The sequence below is a fragment of the Streptomyces sp. AC512_CC834 genome (genome assembly GCF_019049325.1).
Lineage (GTDB): Bacteria > Actinomycetota > Actinomycetes > Streptomycetales > Streptomycetaceae > Streptomyces.
This window is the reverse complement of sequence record NZ_JAGMUO010000065.1, coordinates 719,709-735,459: the sequence shown is the minus strand read 5'-3', so window position 1 is coordinate 735,459 and position 15,751 is coordinate 719,709. Positions and strand designations below refer to the sequence as shown.

Genomic DNA, 15,751 nt, shown 5'->3' with positions numbered 1-15,751 from the left:
CCGAAAACTGGAATCGGTACTAGTTTCGCGCCACGTCCAGCGGCACAGCCGTCGGCTCCACGGACCACGGACCGGCGCGGAACAACACAGAACACGGAAAGAGGCAGCAGCATGAGCTCGACGAAGACCCTGGAGGGGCGTACCGCCGTCGTCACCGGTGCCGGCGCGGGACTCGGCCGGGCCGAGGCGCTCGCCCTCGCGGGCCTCGGCGCCAACGTGGTGGTCAACGACGTCGGCCAGGCGGCCGAGGACGTGGTCGCCGAGATCAAGGCCATGGGCGCGGAAGCGGTCGCGGTGACCGGTGACGTCGGTGACTGGTCCATGGGCGAGCGTCTGGTGGGGGTCGCCGTGGAGACCTTCGGCGGCCTCGACGTCGTCGTCAACAACGCGGGCGTGCTGCGCGACCGGATGCTGTTCAACCTGTCCGAGTCCGACTGGGACGACGTCATCCGCGTCCACCTCAAGGGCCACGCCGGTCTCTCCCGTGCCGCCGCCGTGCACTGGCGGGCCGCCTCCAAGGCGTCCGGCGGCCCCGTCTACGGCCGGGTCGTGAACACCTCGTCCGAGGCCTTCCTGTTCGGCGCCCCCGGCCAGCCGAACTACTCCGCGGCCAAGGCCGGGATCACCGCGCTCACCCTGGCCACCGCCCAGGGCATGTCCCGTTACGGGGTGCGTGCCAACGCCATCTGCCCGCGCGCCCGCACCGCCATGACCGCCGACTCCTTCGGCGAGGGCGTGAACGCGTCGGGCGGCCTCGACATCATGGCGCCCGAGCGGGTCGCCACCCTGGTCACGCACCTGGCCTCACCGTCCGCCGACGAGATCAACGGGCAGGTCTTCGTCGTCTACGGCGACATGGTCGCGCTGCTCGCACCGCCCACGGTGGAGCACAAGTTCACCGCGGCCGACGGCACCTTCAGCCCCGAGGAGCTCGACGCCCAGATGACGCCGTACTTCAGCGGCCGCGACCAGCACCGCAACTACGCCGCGTACAGCGTCGCCGCGCTCGACACCACGGGCACACAGCAGACTCCGGCGGGCTGAACCCGCCCCGCACCCGCCTGATGGACCCGGTCCGTCAGACCCCGTCCGCCCCGGGGGCGAGCAGCAGCCGGCAGGCCATCCGCAGGTCGGCGTCGGCCTCCTCCGGGGTGATCCGCTCGTTGAGCCGGGACTGCAGGACGCCGTACCAGAGCAGGGTCAGCAGCCGCAGCCGGGCGACATGGTCTTCCGTGGGATCCTCGACGCCCCAGGCCCGCAGCAGCAGGTCGAGGAAGCCCGTGTCCACCCGCGCCAGGTCGGGAACGGTCGAGGCACGGGCGACGTTCGCCGACTGGATCATCGCGGTGGCGAGCGCGGGCCGGCGCAGCAGACTGCGGGTGGCGCCGGCCAGCGTCGCGAAGACGGTCGCCTCGGGCGACTCGTGCGCGGTCCGGTCCGCCAGCCGTGCGCCGAGCCCCTCGATCTGGTCGGCCATCACGGCCGTGAACAGGTGCGTCTTCGAGGGGAAGTACCGGTACAGGGTGCCGATCGCCACCCCCGCGGACCTGGCCACTTCGTGCATCTGCACGCGCTCGAGACCCGTCTCGGCGGCGATGTCCGCCGCAGCCCGCAGGATGTTCCGCCGGCGTGCGTGCTGCCGGGGCGAACTGGGCTCGGCCCCCGCCCTGGCCTCGGCGATTCTGGGCACGCTCTCCCTCCCGGGACTCGACGCGACGTGACTGTGCAACGGCCCTCGACAATACGCGGGCCACGGGCGTCACGTCAGGGGCCACCCGGCTCCGTACCGGTCAGTGAGACCGATCCGGGCCCCACGGCCCCGGACACGGTCTGCTGAGGTCTCACACCACCGACCCGCAGGAGGGGCATCCATGCACAACGACCGAGCGGAAACCGACGCCACCCACGACGTGATCGTCGTCGGGTCCGGCGCGGGAGCGCTGACCGGGGCGCTGGTGGCCGCCGCGGACGGCCTGGACACGGTCGTACTGGAACGGACACCACTGCTCGGCGGCACCTCCGCCTACTCCGGGGCGGCCTGCTGGCTGCCCGGCACCCAGGTCCAGGAACGGGCGGACCTCGGCGACTCCACCGACGCCGCCTGCACCTATCTGCGGGCCCTCGTCGGCGACGCCGGGGCGGACCGCCGGGAGGCCTTCCTGCGGCACGCGCCCGAACTGGTCGCCCGGCTCGAGAACGAACCGGCCGTGGCGTTCGAGTGGCAGGCCTTCCCCGACTACGTCGCCGCCCCCGGCCGGATGGACGCCGGACGGTCCTTCATACCGCTCGCCCTGCCGCAGGAGGAGCTGGGCGACCTCGTGCACCTGGTCCGCCCGGCGGTCGACCGGGACCGGGCCGGCCAGGGGCACCCCGACGGACCGCTGGCCCAGGGCCGTGCCCTGATCGGCCGCCTCCTGCTCGCCGCCACCCGCACCGGCAACGCGACCGTACGCACCGAGCACCGCGTCACGGGCCTGGTCACCGAGAACGGGCGGGTGACCGGCGTCAAGGCCGAGACCCCGCACGGCACGGTCACCGTACGGGCCAGGCACGGCGTGCTGCTGGCCGCGGGCGGCTTCGAGGGCGACGAGGCGCTGCGCGCCGAGCACGGTGTGCCGGGCGCCGCGGCGTGGAGCATGGCACCCCCCGGAGCCACCACCGGCGACCTGCTGCGCGCCGCCGTCCGGATCGGCGCCGCCACCGACCTCACGGACGAGGCCTGGTGGTGCCCCGGGACCGAACGGCCGGACGGCACCGCCGCGTTCACCCTCGGCCTGCGCGGCGGGATCGTCGTGGACGCCGCCGGGCAGCGCTTCGCCAACGAGTCGCTGCCGTACGACCGCATGGGCCGCGCCCTCGCCGCCGCGCGGACGCCCGCCCACCTGATCTTCGACTCCCGTGCGGGCGGCGCCCTCCCCGCCATCACCGTGCCGCCCGCCGACCCGGCGGAACACCTGGCGGCCGGTACCTGGGCGCGGGCCGACTCGCTGCCCGAACTCGCCGACCTCATCGGCGTACCGGCCGACGCCCTCACCGACACCGTCGCCCGCTTCAACGGCCACGCCGCCGACGGCACCGACCAGGACCACCACCGGGGAGAGGACCCCTACGACCGGTTCTTCGCCGACACCCGCAACGCCCCGGGCCCCAACCCCTGCCTGGTCCCGCTCGACCGCCCGCCCTATTACGCGGCCCGCGTCGTGCTCTCCGACCTCGGCACCAAGGGCGGCCTGCGCACAGACGTCCATGCCCGTGTCCTCGACGACGCGGGAGACCCGATCCCCGGCCTGTACGCCGCCGGGAACACCAGCGCCTCCTTCACCGGCCGCGTCTACCCCGGCCCCGGCGTCCCCATCGGCACCGCGATGGTCTTCGCCTCGCTGGCCGTGCGGGACATGGCGCTCCCGCTCCCGGCCAGTGGGATCCCCGGCGGCGGCACCGACGGGGCGCGTTCTACGGTCACGGCACCGTCGGGCCAGGACTGAGAACTGAGAGAGGTACTCGATGATCGACAAGAGCGTGTACGGGCCGTGGGCGGTCGTCGCCGGCGGCTCCGAGGGCGTCGGCGCCGCGTTCGCCGAGCAGCTCGCGGACGCCGGGATCAACCTGGTCCTGATCGCCCGCAAACAGGGACCGCTGCACGAGACCGCCGACCGGGCGCGCGCCCGGGGCGTCGAGGTGCGCACCCTCGCCCTCGACCTGCTCGACCCCGGTGCCCTTGCGGCGATCCGCACGGTCACCGACGGCCTCGAGGTCGGGCTGCTGATCTTCAACGCCGGGGCCAACACCTACGGCCACGAGTTCGTCACCGGCGACCTCGACCGGGTGCAGGGCGTCCTGGACCTGAACATCACCGCGCAGCTCGCCCTCACCCACCACTTCGGCGCCCTGATGAAGGAGCGCCGCCGCGGCGGCATCATGCTGGTCGGCTCGCTCTCCGGGTACCTGGGCCAGGCGCAGATCGGCGTCTACTCGGCGGCCAAGGCCTTCAGCCGCGTCTTCGCCGAGGGCCTGTGGCTGGAGCTGCGGGAGTACGACGTGCACGTCCTCGAACTGGTCCTGGGAGTGACCCGGACCCCCGCGATGGAACGCGCCGGACTCCGCATGGACCTGCCCGGCCTCCGGGTCGCCGAACCGGACGACGTCGCCCGGGAGGGCCTCGACCACCTCGCCGACGGACCCGTGCTGGTCGCCGGCGGCAACGCGAAGGCCGCCGAGCGGCGCAGCGGCTTCCCCCGCGCCGAACTGGTCCTCGGCGCGCACGAGGCGTCCCGGCGGCTGCTGCCCTCGTCCACCTGAAGGGGGAGCGGCGCCCCTTCCGGGCGCCGTCGGACCGCAGCACCGCACCGACCCGACCGCGCACGCCGCCCCCGACGGAGAAGCAGATGAGAGAGACCGAGACCGAGCCACCACTGACGATTCCCGGCGCCCTGGATCTCGCCGTCGACCGTGCTCCGCACGGGGAGGCGCTGGTGGACGGTGACGTCCGGCTGACCTGGACGCAGTTGCGCGACCAGGTGCGGGCCGCTGTCAAGTCCCTGATCGCCCTCGGCACGCGACGCGGTGACCGGGTCGCCGTCTGGGCGCCCAACAGTCACCGCTGGGTGGTCGCCGCGCTCGCCGTCACCTCGGCCGGTGCGGTGCTGGTCCCCGTCAACACCCGCTACAAGGGCGCCGAGGCCCGCTGGCTCCTGGAACGCGGCGCGGCCAGAGTGCTGTTCGTCGAGAACGGCTTCCTCGGCAAGGACTACCTGGCCATGCTGGACGGCGACGGCGACGGCGACGGCGGGGAGGGCGAAGCCCGGGGCGGGACGCGTCCCGTACCGTCCCTGCCGGGTCTGGCCGCGGTGGTCACGCTCGATGACGGACTCGATGACGGACTCGACGACGGACTCGACGACGAAGAAGAGCGCCCCGGCACACTGCCCTGGCACCACTTCCTCACCTACGGCGCCCACCTCCCGGACGAGGAGGTCGACGTCCGTACCGCGTCCGTGCGCCCCGACGACCCCTCCGACCTGCTCTTCACCTCGGGTACCACCGGCCGGCCCAAGGGCGCGCTGACCACCCACCGCCAGAACCTCACCACCTACCGGGCCTGGAGCGCGCGGACCGGCGTCACCGGCGACGACCGCTACCTGATCGTCAACCCGCTCTTCCACTGCTTCGGCTACAAGGCCGGCGTACTCGCCTGCCTGGTGCGGGGCGCCGCGATGGTGCTGCAGCCCGTCTTCGACGTACAGCGGGCCCTGCGCGCGGTCGAGGCCGAACGGATCACCGTCCTGCCCGGCCCGCCCACCATCTACATCGAACTGCTGGGCGCCCCCGACCGGGCGCTCTTCGACCTGTCGTCGCTGCGTCTCGCGGTGACCGGGGCCGCCGTGGTGCCGGTCGCCCTGGTGCGGCGGATGCGGGCCGAGCTGTTCCCCGAGGTGCTCACCGCCTACGGGCTCACCGAGTCCTGCGGCACGGTCAGTGTCTGTTGCGCGGAGGACGACGCGGAGACCGTGGCGCTGACCGCGGGCCGCCCCATCGACGGCGTGGAGGTACGGATCACCGACGGCGGCCGGCGCCCGCTGCCCGCCGGGGCGGACGGCGAGATCCTGGTCCGCGGCTACAACGTGATGCTCGGCTACGTGGACGACCCGGCGGCGAGCGCGGCGGCCGTCGACGACGACGGCTGGCTGACCACCGGCGACGTCGGCCATCTCGACGAGCGCGGCAACCTGGTCCTCACCGGCCGCTCGAAGGACATGTTCGTGGTCGGCGGGTTCAACGTCTACCCGGCGGAGATCGAGCAGGTGCTCGCCGGGCACGACGCCGTCGCCGAGGCCGCCGTGATCGGGATCGCCGACACCCGGCTCGGAGAGGTCGGACGGGCCTACGTGACGGCCCGGCCCGGCACCGGAACCGACCCCGGCGCCCTGCTCGACTGGTGCCGCGACCGGCTCGCCAACTTCAAGGTCCCCCGCGAGGTCGTCGTCCTGGAGGCGCTGCCGCGCAACGCCGCCGGCAAGGTCGACAAGGCCGCGCTGCGGACCGACTGACAGCCGCGGCGCGACGACGCACCGCACGGACACGGCCCGCGAGGGCCTGGAGGACGGGCCATGGGCCATCAGGTTCTGGAGTCGGTACGCACCCTGCTGCCCGGCATCGGCAAGCGGGCCGTCGCCGCGGACGAGGCACGCCGCATACCGGAGTCCACGATCCGTGAGCTGACCGACGCGGGCGTCTTCCGCATGCTGCAACCGGTGCGCCACGGCGGCCTGGAGAGTGACCCGGTCGACTTCTACCAGGTGGTACGGGCGATCTCCGCCGTCTGCTGCTCCACCGGCTGGGTCGCCTCGATCCTGGGCGTGCACGCCTGGCAGCTCGGCCTGTTCCCGCGCCGGGCACAGGACGACGTCTGGGGCGAGGACCCCGACACCCGCGTCTCCTCGTCGTACGCGCCGGTGGGCAGGCTCACCCCCGTCGACGGCGGCTACCGGCTCACCGGCCGCTGGAGCTTCTCCTCCGGCTGCGAGCACGCCACGTGGGCCCTGCTCGGCGCCCTGGTCGTCGGCGCCGAGGGACGGCCGGTCGACTTCCTCACCGTCCTGGTGCCCCACTCCGACTACACCATCGAGGACGCGTGGGACGTGGTCGGACTGCGCGGCACCGCCAGCAACGACATCATCGTGGAGTCGGCGTTCGTGCCCGACCACCGGGTGCTGCGCAACTACGAGCAGGCCCGGCTGAAGGTGCCGGGACAACAGGTCAACAAGGGGCCGCTGTACCGGCTGCCGTTCGGCGCGATCTTCACCAGCGCCATCACGGCACCGGTGATCGGTGCCGTGTCGGGCGGCTACGAGTCGTATGTGTCGCTGATGAAGGAGCGGGTGCGGCTCAGCCTGGGCGGCGGCCGGTTCACCGAGGACCCCTTCGCCCAGGTTGCCATCGCGCGTGCCGCCTCCGACATCGACGCGACCGTCCTGCAGATGGACCGGAACCTGCGCGAGCTGTCCGAACTCGCCGCCGTCGAACAGGAGATCCCCATGGAGCTGCGGCTGCGCACCCGGCGCGACCAGGTCCGGGGCACCGAACGGGCCGTCGCCGCGATCGACCTGCTCTTCAAGACCGCCGGCGGCAACGCGCTGCGCCGCGGCAACCCCATCGAGCGTGCCTGGCGCGACGCCCACGCGGGCAGCGTGCACGTCGCCAACGACGTGGAACGCGCGCTCGCCATGTACGGCCGAGGCGCCTTCGGGCTGACGGTCGAGGACAACCTGGTCTGAGGGAGAGGCATCAGCATCATGCAGCTCGATGGACGCGTGGCGATCGTCACCGGTGGCGGGGACGGAATCGGCGCCGGAGTGGCCCGGCGGTTCGCCGCCGAGGGGGCCACAGTGCTGGTCGCGGACGTGAACGAGGAGACCGGCGGGGCCGTGGCCGACGAGATCGGCGGCCGCTTCTTGCGCACCGACGTCGGCGACAAGTCACAGGTGCTGGAGATGGTCGCCACCGCCGTGCGGGAGTGGGGCGGCGTCGACATCCTGGTCAACAACGCCTGGGCGCCCGGTGAACTGGGGCGGGTGGAGAACAAGACCGACGACATGCTGGCCCGCGGCCTGGGCATCGGCTTCTACGGACCGCTCTGGGCGATGCAGGCCGCCTTCCCCCACATGAAGGAGCGGGGATGGGGCCGGATCGTCAACATGTGCAGCCTCAACGGCGTGAACGCCCACATGGGCACTTTGGAGTACAACGCCGCCAAGGAGGCCCTGCGCACCCTGACCCGGACCGCCGCCCGGGAGTGGGCCCCCACCGGGATCGTGGTCAACGCCATCTGCCCCGGCGCCAAGAGCGCGGCCTTTCGGCGACGGATGCGGGAGAACCCCGAGCTGGAGAAGGCGTCCGGCGCCATGAACCCCATGGGACGGATGGGCGACCCCGAGCAGGACATCGCCCCGGCGGCGCTGTTCCTCGCGAGCGAGGGCGCTCGCTATGTCACCGGCAACACGCTCTACGTCGACGGCGGTTCGCACATCAACGGCGTCGCCTGGACCCCCGACCTGCCGTGACCACCAAAAGCCCGGGAGAGAGCGTGCCACTCTCTCCCGGGCTTCCGGCGTTCCCCGTCACTCCTGCCCGTCGGTCGCCTTCGCGGCGAGGAACCGGGCCGGGAACTCCCCGCCGCCGTGCACCGCGAGGTCCGCGCCGTTGACGTACGCCGACAGGTCGCTCGCGAGGAACAGGCAGGCACGGGCGACGTCCCCGGGAACGGCCATCCGCGCCATCGGGACGACGCCGGCCACCGAGGCGCCGCCGTCGGCGCCGTAGACGGACGCGGCGCTCTCGGTGCGGATCAGCCCGGTGGTGATGTGATTGACCCGCACCTCGGGCGCCCACTCCAGGGCCAGCGCCCTGGTCAGGGCCAGCAGCCCCGCCTTGGCGGCCGTGTAGGCGGCGGTGCCCGGCTGCGGATCGTGGGCGGAGACACTGCCGATGTTGACGACCGAGCCGCCGCCCGGCCGGTCCCGCATGGCGCGGTGCGCCGCCTGCGCCACGTAGAACGGGGCCAGCAGGTTGAGCGCGACGATCTTCTCCACGAAGCGGGGCGAGACGGTGGCCGCGTCGGCGTCCGGGGAACCGCCCGCGTTGTTGACGAGCACGTCGAGACGGCCGAAGCGCTCCACCGCACGGTCGACGAGGTTCGCCGCCGCCGCCGGATCGCGCACGTCGGCGGCGACGAAGACCGCCTCCCTGCCCTGTGCCGCGGGCAGTACGTCGGGCGTGTTGCGACCGCAGACCACGACGTCGGCCCCGGCCCCGAGGAACGCCTCGGCGATCGCGGCACCGATGCCCTTGGTGCCGCCGGTGACGAGCACCACGCGTCCCGTGAAGTCGAACGGGTTGCCGATGTCCATGGTGTGAAGCCTTTCCGGATCGCTGCGACGTGAGTTCAGTGCGAGGTCAGTCCGAGCCCGGCGGCGAGCCGCGCCCGGTGCGAGGCGGGCGGGCCGAACAGCTCGCCCGCTCCGTGCGCCCGCTTGAAGTAGCGGTGCGCGTCGTGCTCCCAGGTGATGCCGATCCCGCCGTGGAGCTGGATCGTCTCGCCGGCCACCGCCGAGAACGCCTCGGAGCAGACCGACTTGGCGACGGCGGCGGCCCGCGGCAGCGCGCCCGGATCCTCGTCGGCGGCGAAGGCCGCCCCGAGCGCCGCCGAACGGGCCGACTCCACCAGCACGTAGGCGTCCGCCAGCCGGTGCTTGACCGCCTGGAACGAGCCGATGGCCCGGCCGAACTGGACGCGGTCGCGGGCGTGGGCGACGGTGAGTTCGAGACAGCGCTCGGCCGCGCCCACCTGTTCTGCGGCGAGCGCCGTGCAGGCCAGGTCCCGTACGTGCGACAGGATCCGTTCCCCGTCGCCCGCGACCCCGACCGGCCGACCCTCGGCGCCGTCCAGGACCCACCGGGCCTGGCTCCGAGTGCCGTCCATCGTGACGACGGGCTCGCGGCGCGCCCCGGGCGCGTCCGCCGCCACCTCGAACAGCGAGACACCGGCTGCCGTACGGACCGCGACGAGCAGCACGTCGACGCCACCCGGCCAGTCCAGTACGTGCTCCTTGACGCCGCTGAGGAACCAGGCGCCGCCGCCGGGGCCCGGCACCGCGCGGGCGCGCACCGACTCCGCGTCCCACGAGCCCTGTTCGGCCCAGGCCAGCGCCCCCACCGAGCCGCCCTCGGCCAGCGCGGGCAGCAGGCGCCCGCAGGCCTCCTTGTCGCCGGAGGCGAGCAGCGCGCCCGCCGTGAGCACCGCCGAACCGAGCACCGGCAACGGACTCAGGCACCGCCCCAGCTCCGCCATCAGCACGTGCACGTCCCGGGCACCGCCGCCCGCACCCCCGTACTCCTCGGGCACGGCGAGTGCGGCGACGCCGATCTGCTCGGCCAACGGCCCCCAGGCCGCGGCTCCCTCGTACCGGGTCAGCAACGACCGTACGGCCGACCGCAGTTCTTCCTGCTCCTCCGTCAGCCTCATCGGGCTGCTCCCCTCGGTGTGTGGCGCGGTTGCGCGCGCGTCAGACGGTCAGTACGCGGGCCCGGCACGCGGCCGGGGTGCCCCAGGCGTCGCGCAGCGGACGGGCCTTGCGGATCCACAGGGACAGGTCCAGCTCGTCGGTGTAGCCGACCGCGCCGTGCAGTTGCAGGGCGGTGCGCGCGGCCCGGTGGGCTGCCTCGCCCGCGGTGACCTTGGCGGCGGCGACGTCCCGGCCGGCCCCCGGGGAGCCGGCGGCGAGCGCGAGGGCGGCGCCGTGCACCAGCGGCTCGGCGAACTCCAGGGCGACCAGCGTGTCCGCCAGCCGGTGCTTGACGGCCTGGAAGGAGCCGATGGGCACCCCGAACTGGGTGCGCTGCTTGACGTACTCGACGGTGCGGGTGAGCAGCGCGCGGCCGAGCCCGAGGGACTGGGCCGCGGTGGCCAGCGTGGCCACGTCGGCCGCGTGGGCGGCGGCCGACACCACCGCGGGACCCTCGGCGAGCACCGTCCCGCCGGACGGCCGGGACAGGCGCCGCGCCGGATCGGCCGAGGGCTGCACGGGGCCGGGCTCGGCGCCCACGCGCAGCACGTCGCCGTCCACGACCAGCACCGTGTCGGCCGCGTCCGCGTCCAGGGCGTACGGGCCGAGGGCCGTCAGGCACAGCGAGGCGACGGTCTTGCCGGAGGCGATGCCGGGCAGGCGGGCGGCGGCCGCGTCCGGGTCGCCGAGCCGGTCCAGCAGGGCCGCCGCGGCGACCGTCTCGACCAGCGGGCCGGGTACCGCGTGCCGCCCCAACTCGGTGAAGGCGACGGCGATGTCGAGCGGCAGCGGCCCGAACCCCTCGTGCCGCTCCGGCACCGCGAGGGCGAACACCCCGGCCTCGGCCAGCCGCGCCCACAGCGCCCGCCCCGGGGCATGGTCACCGGCCGCCCAGGACCGCACCGCGGCCGGGGTGTCCGAGGAGGCGAGGAGACCGTCGAGGGAACGGGCGAACTCCCGCTGCTCGGCGTCGAGGAGGAACCGCATCACCGGCGTCCCTTCGGCAGGCCGAGCAGCCGCTCGGCGATGATGTCGCGCTGGATCTCGTTGGTGCCGGCGTAGATGGGCCCGGCCAGGGAGAAGGTGTACCCCTCGGCCCAGGCGCCGTGATCCGGCGACTCGGTCGCGTGGTCGGCGAGTTCGCCGTACGGGCCGAGCAGGTCCAGGGCCGTCTCGTGCAGGGCGATGTCCAGCTCGGACCAGTAGATCTTGTTGAGGCTGGACGCGGCACCGGCCGGGCCGCCCTCGTCGTGCAGGATGCGGGAGGCACCCGCGTACGAGAACAGCCGGTAGGCGCGGGCGCCGATCACCGCGTCGGCGACCCGGTCGCGCAGCGCCGTGTCGGACCGGTCGCCTTGCTCGTGCCACAGCGTGGTCAGCCGCTCGGCGGCGGCCGTGAAACGCCCCGGGCTGCGCAGGGTGAGCCCGCGCTCGTTGCCGGTGGTGCTCATCGCGACCCGCCAGCCCTGGCCGGGTTCGCCGATGACGTCCTCGTCCGGCACGAACACGTCGTCCAGGAAGAGCTCCGCGAAGGCCGGCCTGCCGTCGAGCCGCCCGATGGGCCGCACCGTGACGCCCTCGGCGTCCAGCGGGAACATCAGGTACGTCAGCCCGCGGTGCGGCTTGCCGGCGTCCGGGTCGCTGCGGAACAGGCCGAAGGCCCGGTCGGCGAACGCGGCCCGCGACGACCACGTCTTCTGGCCGCTCAGCAGCCAGCCGCCCTCGGTGCGCCGGGCCGTCGACTTGAGCGAGGCCAGGTCGGAACCGGACTCCGGCTCGGACCAGGCCTGCGCCCAGATGACCTCGCCGCTCGCCATCGCGGGCAGGATCCGCGCCCGCTGCTCGGCGGTGCCGTGCTCGAAGAGGGTGGGGGCGAGCAGGTTGATGCCGTTCTGGCTGACCCGTCCGGGGGCGCCGGCCGCGAAGTACTCCTCCTCGAAGACCAGCCAGCGCAGGATCGAGGCGCCCCGCCCGCCGAACTCCTCGGGCCAGGACACCACCGACCAGCGATCGGCGGCCAGTTCGGCCTCCCACCGACGGTGCGCGGCGAAGCCCTCGGCACTCTCCAGGGACGGCAGGGGAGTGGTCGGCACGTGCGCCGCCAGCCAGTCGCGGACCTCGGCGCGGAACGCGTCGTCCGCCTCGCTGAAGTCGAGGTCCATCAGCCGCCCGCCTTCTTCATCGCCTTGATGTCCATGCCGCCGAGCGCGTCCGGCTGGGTCTCGGCGTTGTGCGCGTGTGCGAGGTGGTGCAGACCGAACACCGAGTCCATGCCGGCGTGCAGACCCTGAAGGTCCTCGGCCTGGTTCACGGCGCGCTTGGTCAGCGCGAGACCCAGACGCGGCATCTCGCCGATGCGCAGCGCCAACGCCTGTGTCTCATCGGCCAGTTCCTCACGCGACACGACCCGGTTGACCATGCCGACCTCGTACGCGCGCCGGGCGCTCATGCGGTCGCCGGTGAAGAGGAACTCCTTGGCGACGCGCGGCGGCATCACCCACGGGTGGGCGAAGTACTCGACGCCCGGGATGCCCATCCGCACCACCGGGTCGGCGAAGAACGCGTCCTCGGAGGCCACGATCAGGTCGCACACCCAGGCGAGCATCAGCCCGCCCGCCACACAGGCGCCCTGCACGGAGGCGACGACCGGCTTGGGCAGTTCCCGCCAGCGGCGGCACATGCCGAGATACACCTCGGACTCGCGGGCGAAACGGCTCTCCGCGCCCTGCTTGTCCGAGTGGTCCCACCACAGTCCCGCGCGGCGCTCGAACGGCAGGTGGGCGTCCCGCTCGGGGGTGCCGATGTCGTGACCGGCGGAGAAGTGCTTGCCCGCGCCGGCCAGGACGACGGTCTTGACCTCGTTGTCCTCGGCCGCGCGGTAGAACGCCCGGTCCAGGGCGTAGGTCATCGCCGAGTTCTGCGCGTTGCGGTACTCGGGGCGGTTCATGGTGACGGTCGCGACCGGACCCTGCTTCTCGTAGCGCACGGGTTCGCCGGTCTCGTCTTGGGCAGCGGACATCGTCGGCCCTCCTTCCCTAACAAGTGTTTGGTAGATTAACGTAACGGCATGAGCAGCGTCGAGGAGTTCCGCGCCGAGATCCGCGGCTGGCTGGCCGCCAACCTCACCGGTGCCTTCGCGGGCCTCCGCGGCCGCGGCGGACCCGGCCGTGAGCACGAGGTCTTCGCCGAGAGGCTGGAGTGGGAGAGGCACATGGCCGCCGCGGGCTGGACCTGCGTCGGCTGGCCCGAGGAGTTCGGCGGCCGGGGCGCGACCATCGAGCAGCAGGTCGCCTTCCACGAGGAGTACGCCCTGGCCGACGCCCCCGCCCGGGTCAACCACATCGCCGAGCAGTTGCTCGGCCCCACCCTGATCGCCTTCGGCACCCCCGAGCAGCGGGCCAGGTTCCTGCCGCCGATCGTCGCAGCCGAGGAAATGTGGTGCCAGGGCTACAGCGAGCCCGACGCGGGCTCCGACCTGGCGAACGTCCGGACCAGGGCCGTCCGCGAAGGTGACGACTGGGTGGTCACCGGGCAGAAGACCTGGACGTCACTCGCCCACGAGTCGCAGTGGTGCTTCGTCGTCGCCCGCACCGAAGCGGGCTCGCAGCGCCACAAGGGCCTGTCCTACCTCCTGGTCCCGCTGGACCGGCCCGGCGTCGAGATCCGCCCCATCACCCAGCTCACCGGCACCTCCGAGTTCAACGAGGTCTTCTTCGACGGCGCCCGCACCCGCGCCGAACACATCGTCGGCGCCCCCGGCGACGGCTGGAAGGTGGCCATGGCCACCCTCGGCTTCGAACGCGGCGTCTCCACCCTCGGCCAGCAGGTCGGCTTCCGGCGCGAACTGGAGACCCTCGTCGAGACGGCGAAACGCAACGGCGCGGCGGACGACCCGCTGATCCGCGACCGGCTCGCCCGCGCCTGGACCGGCCTGGAGACCATCCGCTGCAACGCCCTGCGCATGCTCGACGGCGTCGCGTCCGGAGCCCCCGGCCCCGAGGCGTCCATCGGCAAGATCTTCTGGGCCACCTGGCACCGCGAACTGGGCGAACTCGCCATGGACGTGTGCGGCGCGGGCGGCATGCTCGCCGCCGGTGAGCCCTACGACCTCGACGACTGGCAGCGGCTGTTCCTCTTCTCCCGCTCCGACACCATCTACGCCGGGTCCAACGAGATCCAGCGCAACATCATCGCCGAGCGCGTCCTCGGCCTGCCCAAGGAGGCCCGCCCGTGACCCCGAAGCCCCCTGCCCCGGTGCCGGTACCGGGGCACTCCCTCCTCGCCGGACGCACCGCGGTGATCACCGCCGCCGCGGGCGCCGGGATCGGCGGCGCCACCGCCCGCAGATTCCTGGAGGAGGGCGCCCGCGTCGTCATCGGCGACGCCCACGAACGGCGTCTGCGTGAGAGCGCCGCCGCCCTCGCCGGGGAGTTCGGCGCCGACAACGTCGCCGCACTGCCCTGTGACGTCACCGACGAAGGGCAGGTCGACGCCCTGTTCGCGCTCGCCGCCGAGCGCCACGGCGGCCTCGACGTCGTCGTCAACAACGCCGGTCTGGGCGGCACCGCCGACCTCGTCGACATGACCGACGACCAGTGGGGCAAGGTCCTCGACGTCACCCTGGGCGGCACCTTCCGCTGCACCCGGGCGGCCCTGCGCCGGCTCAAGGAGCAGGACGGCGGGGGCGTCGTCGTCAACAACGCCTCCGTCATCGGGTGGCGGGCCCAGCGCGGCCAGGCCCACTACGCCGCCGCCAAGGCCGGCGTCATGGCCCTCACCCGCTGCGCCGCCCTGGAGGCCGCCGACTTCGGCGTACGGGTCAACGCCGTCGCCCCGAGCCTCGCCATGCACCCGCACCTGGTGAAGGTCACCACCCCCGGACTCCTCGCCGAGCTCACCGAGCGCGAGGCCTTCGGCCGGTACGCCGAGCCGTGGGAGATCGCCAACGTCATCGTGTTCCTGGCCAGCGGCTACTCCTCGTACATGACCGGTGAGACGATTTCCGTCAGCAGTCAGAGAGCATGAGCGGATGAAGAGCAACTCCTCCGCCTCGTCCTCGTCCTCGTCCTCGTCCTCCGCCTCCGCCGCCTCGTCGTCGTCCGCCGTGGAGCGCCGCGCGGAGATCCTGGCCACCGCCGCCCAGGTCTTCGCCGACCAGGGCTACAACGCCACCACGGTCCGCCGCATCGCCGACGCCGCAGGCATGCTCGCGGGCAGCCTCTACTACCACTTCGACTCCAAGGAGTCGATGCTGGACGAGATCCTCACCGCCTTCCTGGACGAGCTGTGGGCGGGCTACGACACCGTGCTCGCCGCCGGACTCGGACCGCGGGAGACCATCGAGGCCCTGGTCACCGAGTCCTTCCGGCAGATCGACCGGCACGGTCCCGCGGTCGCCATCTACCAGAAGGAGTCCCGGCACCTCGCCGCCCAGCCGCGCTTCGCCTACCTCTCCGACTCCCAGACGAGGTTCGAGAACGCCTGGCTGCGCACCCTGGAACGCGGCGTCACCGACGAGGTCTTCCGCGGCGACCTCGACGTGCGGCTCGTCTACCGGTTCGTGCGCGACACCGTATGGGTCGCCGCGTCCTGGTACCGCCCCGGCGGCACCCACAGCCCGGAGGAGATCGCCCGGCAGTACCTGTCCATGGTCCTGGAAGGCATCACCCCGCGCACCTGACGCACCATCA

The 15,751-nt window shown here is 73.2% G+C and carries 15 protein-coding genes; 9 read left to right on the top strand and 6 right to left on the bottom strand.

The genetic code is table 11. From position 1 onward, the window contains the following. The first annotated feature begins 111 nt into the window (after positions 1-111). Positions 112-1,044, top strand: coding sequence for a 3-oxoacyl-ACP reductase (locus tag KUM40_RS25510; RefSeq protein WP_217168472.1), 933 nt, complete (start codon positions 112-114; stop codon positions 1,042-1,044). A 34-nt stretch (positions 1,045-1,078) separates the two neighbouring features. Here KUM40_RS25510 and KUM40_RS25505 read toward each other — a convergent pair whose 3' ends face one another. Then, entirely contained in the window at positions 1,079-1,690 is a 612-nt protein-coding gene (locus KUM40_RS25505) for a TetR family transcriptional regulator (protein WP_217168471.1), read from the bottom strand. A gap of 181 nt (positions 1,691-1,871) precedes the next feature. On the opposite strand from KUM40_RS25505, the gene KUM40_RS25500 reads away from it, so the two are divergent. From KUM40_RS25500 to KUM40_RS25480, 5 genes are all read left to right on the top strand, one after another. Continuing rightward, positions 1,872-3,485, top strand: a complete 1,614-nt coding sequence (locus tag KUM40_RS25500; RefSeq protein WP_217168470.1) for an FAD-dependent oxidoreductase — start codon at positions 1,872-1,874, stop codon at positions 3,483-3,485. A 19-nt stretch (positions 3,486-3,504) separates the two neighbouring features. Continuing rightward, on the top strand, positions 3,505-4,299 hold the full coding sequence (locus KUM40_RS25495) for an SDR family oxidoreductase (protein ID WP_217168469.1): 795 nt from the start codon (positions 3,505-3,507) through the stop codon (positions 4,297-4,299). Positions 4,300-4,385: 86 nt separating this feature from the next. Beyond that, on the top strand, positions 4,386-6,047 hold the full coding sequence (locus KUM40_RS25490) for an AMP-binding protein (protein WP_217168468.1): 1,662 nt from the start codon (positions 4,386-4,388) through the stop codon (positions 6,045-6,047). A gap of 60 nt (positions 6,048-6,107) precedes the next feature. Further along, entirely contained in the window at positions 6,108-7,274 is a 1,167-nt protein-coding gene (gene hsaA / locus KUM40_RS25485; protein WP_217168467.1) for a 3-hydroxy-9,10-secoandrosta-1,3,5(10)-triene-9,17-dione monooxygenase oxygenase subunit, read from the top strand. 18 nt (positions 7,275-7,292) lie between these two features. Next, the gene (locus tag KUM40_RS25480; RefSeq protein WP_217168466.1) at positions 7,293-8,060 is read left to right on the top strand and encodes an SDR family NAD(P)-dependent oxidoreductase; all 768 of its coding nucleotides are present in this window, start codon (positions 7,293-7,295) and stop codon (positions 8,058-8,060) included. A 57-nt stretch (positions 8,061-8,117) separates the two neighbouring features. Here the strand turns inward: KUM40_RS25480 and KUM40_RS25475 are convergent, their stop codons facing one another. From KUM40_RS25475 to KUM40_RS25455, 5 genes are read right to left on the bottom strand one after another with little or no spacing between them, the layout of a single operon-like run. Beyond that, a complete protein-coding gene (locus tag KUM40_RS25475) occupies positions 8,118-8,906 on the bottom strand; it encodes an SDR family oxidoreductase (protein ID WP_217168465.1) in 789 nt (262 codons plus the stop codon). A 35-nt stretch (positions 8,907-8,941) separates the two neighbouring features. Then, positions 8,942-10,021: an acyl-CoA dehydrogenase family protein gene (locus KUM40_RS25470; RefSeq protein ID WP_217168464.1), complete on the bottom strand. Its 1,080-nt coding sequence runs from the start codon at positions 10,019-10,021 to the stop codon at positions 8,942-8,944. A gap of 40 nt (positions 10,022-10,061) precedes the next feature. Next, positions 10,062-11,048, bottom strand: coding sequence for an acyl-CoA dehydrogenase family protein (locus tag KUM40_RS25465; RefSeq protein ID WP_217168463.1), 987 nt, complete (start codon positions 11,046-11,048; stop codon positions 10,062-10,064). Continuing rightward, the gene (locus KUM40_RS25460; RefSeq protein WP_217168462.1) at positions 11,048-12,223 is read right to left on the bottom strand and encodes an acyl-CoA dehydrogenase family protein; all 1,176 of its coding nucleotides are present in this window, start codon (positions 12,221-12,223) and stop codon (positions 11,048-11,050) included. Before KUM40_RS25460 ends, KUM40_RS25465 begins: the two co-directional genes overlap by 1 nt. Beyond that, positions 12,223-13,080 (bottom strand): enoyl-CoA hydratase, encoded by an 858-nt coding sequence (locus KUM40_RS25455; RefSeq protein ID WP_217168461.1) that lies wholly within the window; start codon positions 13,078-13,080, stop codon positions 12,223-12,225. The genes KUM40_RS25460 and KUM40_RS25455 overlap by 1 nt, the downstream gene beginning before the upstream one ends. 48 nt (positions 13,081-13,128) lie before the next feature. On the opposite strand from KUM40_RS25455, the gene KUM40_RS25450 reads away from it, so the two are divergent. From KUM40_RS25450 to KUM40_RS25440, 3 genes are read left to right on the top strand one after another with little or no spacing between them, the layout of a single operon-like run. Further along, entirely contained in the window at positions 13,129-14,295 is a 1,167-nt protein-coding gene (locus tag KUM40_RS25450; protein WP_217168460.1) for an acyl-CoA dehydrogenase family protein, read from the top strand. Beyond that, a complete protein-coding gene (locus tag KUM40_RS25445; RefSeq protein ID WP_308401229.1) occupies positions 14,292-15,086 on the top strand; it encodes an SDR family oxidoreductase in 795 nt (264 codons plus the stop codon). The genes KUM40_RS25450 and KUM40_RS25445 overlap by 4 nt, the downstream gene beginning before the upstream one ends. A 4-nt stretch (positions 15,087-15,090) precedes the next feature. Next, positions 15,091-15,741, top strand: a complete 651-nt coding sequence (locus KUM40_RS25440; protein ID WP_217168459.1) for a TetR/AcrR family transcriptional regulator — start codon at positions 15,091-15,093, stop codon at positions 15,739-15,741. The last annotated feature ends 10 nt before the right edge of the window (positions 15,742-15,751 follow it).

What these genes read in the sequence shown, in the direction of transcription:
- KUM40_RS25510 (WP_217168472.1), top strand. Translation starts at nt 112, where the DNA reads ATGAGCTCGACGAAGACCCTGGAGGGGCGTACCGCCGTCGTCACCGGT.
- KUM40_RS25500 (WP_217168470.1), top strand. Translation starts at nt 1,872, where the DNA reads ATGCACAACGACCGAGCGGAAACCGACGCCACCCACGACGTGATCGTC.
- KUM40_RS25495 (WP_217168469.1), top strand. Translation starts at nt 3,505, where the DNA reads ATGATCGACAAGAGCGTGTACGGGCCGTGGGCGGTCGTCGCCGGCGGC.
- KUM40_RS25490 (WP_217168468.1), top strand. Translation starts at nt 4,386, where the DNA reads ATGAGAGAGACCGAGACCGAGCCACCACTGACGATTCCCGGCGCCCTG.
- hsaA (WP_217168467.1), top strand. Translation starts at nt 6,108, where the DNA reads ATGGGCCATCAGGTTCTGGAGTCGGTACGCACCCTGCTGCCCGGCATC.
- KUM40_RS25480 (WP_217168466.1), top strand. Translation starts at nt 7,293, where the DNA reads ATGCAGCTCGATGGACGCGTGGCGATCGTCACCGGTGGCGGGGACGGA.
- KUM40_RS25475 (WP_217168465.1), bottom strand. Translation starts at nt 8,906, where the DNA reads ATGGACATCGGCAACCCGTTCGACTTCACGGGACGCGTGGTGCTCGTC.
- KUM40_RS25470 (WP_217168464.1), bottom strand. Translation starts at nt 10,021, where the DNA reads ATGAGGCTGACGGAGGAGCAGGAAGAACTGCGGTCGGCCGTACGGTCG.
- KUM40_RS25465 (WP_217168463.1), bottom strand. Translation starts at nt 11,048, where the DNA reads ATGCGGTTCCTCCTCGACGCCGAGCAGCGGGAGTTCGCCCGTTCCCTC.
- KUM40_RS25460 (WP_217168462.1), bottom strand. Translation starts at nt 12,223, where the DNA reads ATGGACCTCGACTTCAGCGAGGCGGACGACGCGTTCCGCGCCGAGGTC.
- KUM40_RS25455 (WP_217168461.1), bottom strand. Translation starts at nt 13,080, where the DNA reads ATGTCCGCTGCCCAAGACGAGACCGGCGAACCCGTGCGCTACGAGAAG.
- KUM40_RS25450 (WP_217168460.1), top strand. Translation starts at nt 13,129, where the DNA reads ATGAGCAGCGTCGAGGAGTTCCGCGCCGAGATCCGCGGCTGGCTGGCC.
- KUM40_RS25440 (WP_217168459.1), top strand. Translation starts at nt 15,091, where the DNA reads ATGAAGAGCAACTCCTCCGCCTCGTCCTCGTCCTCGTCCTCGTCCTCC.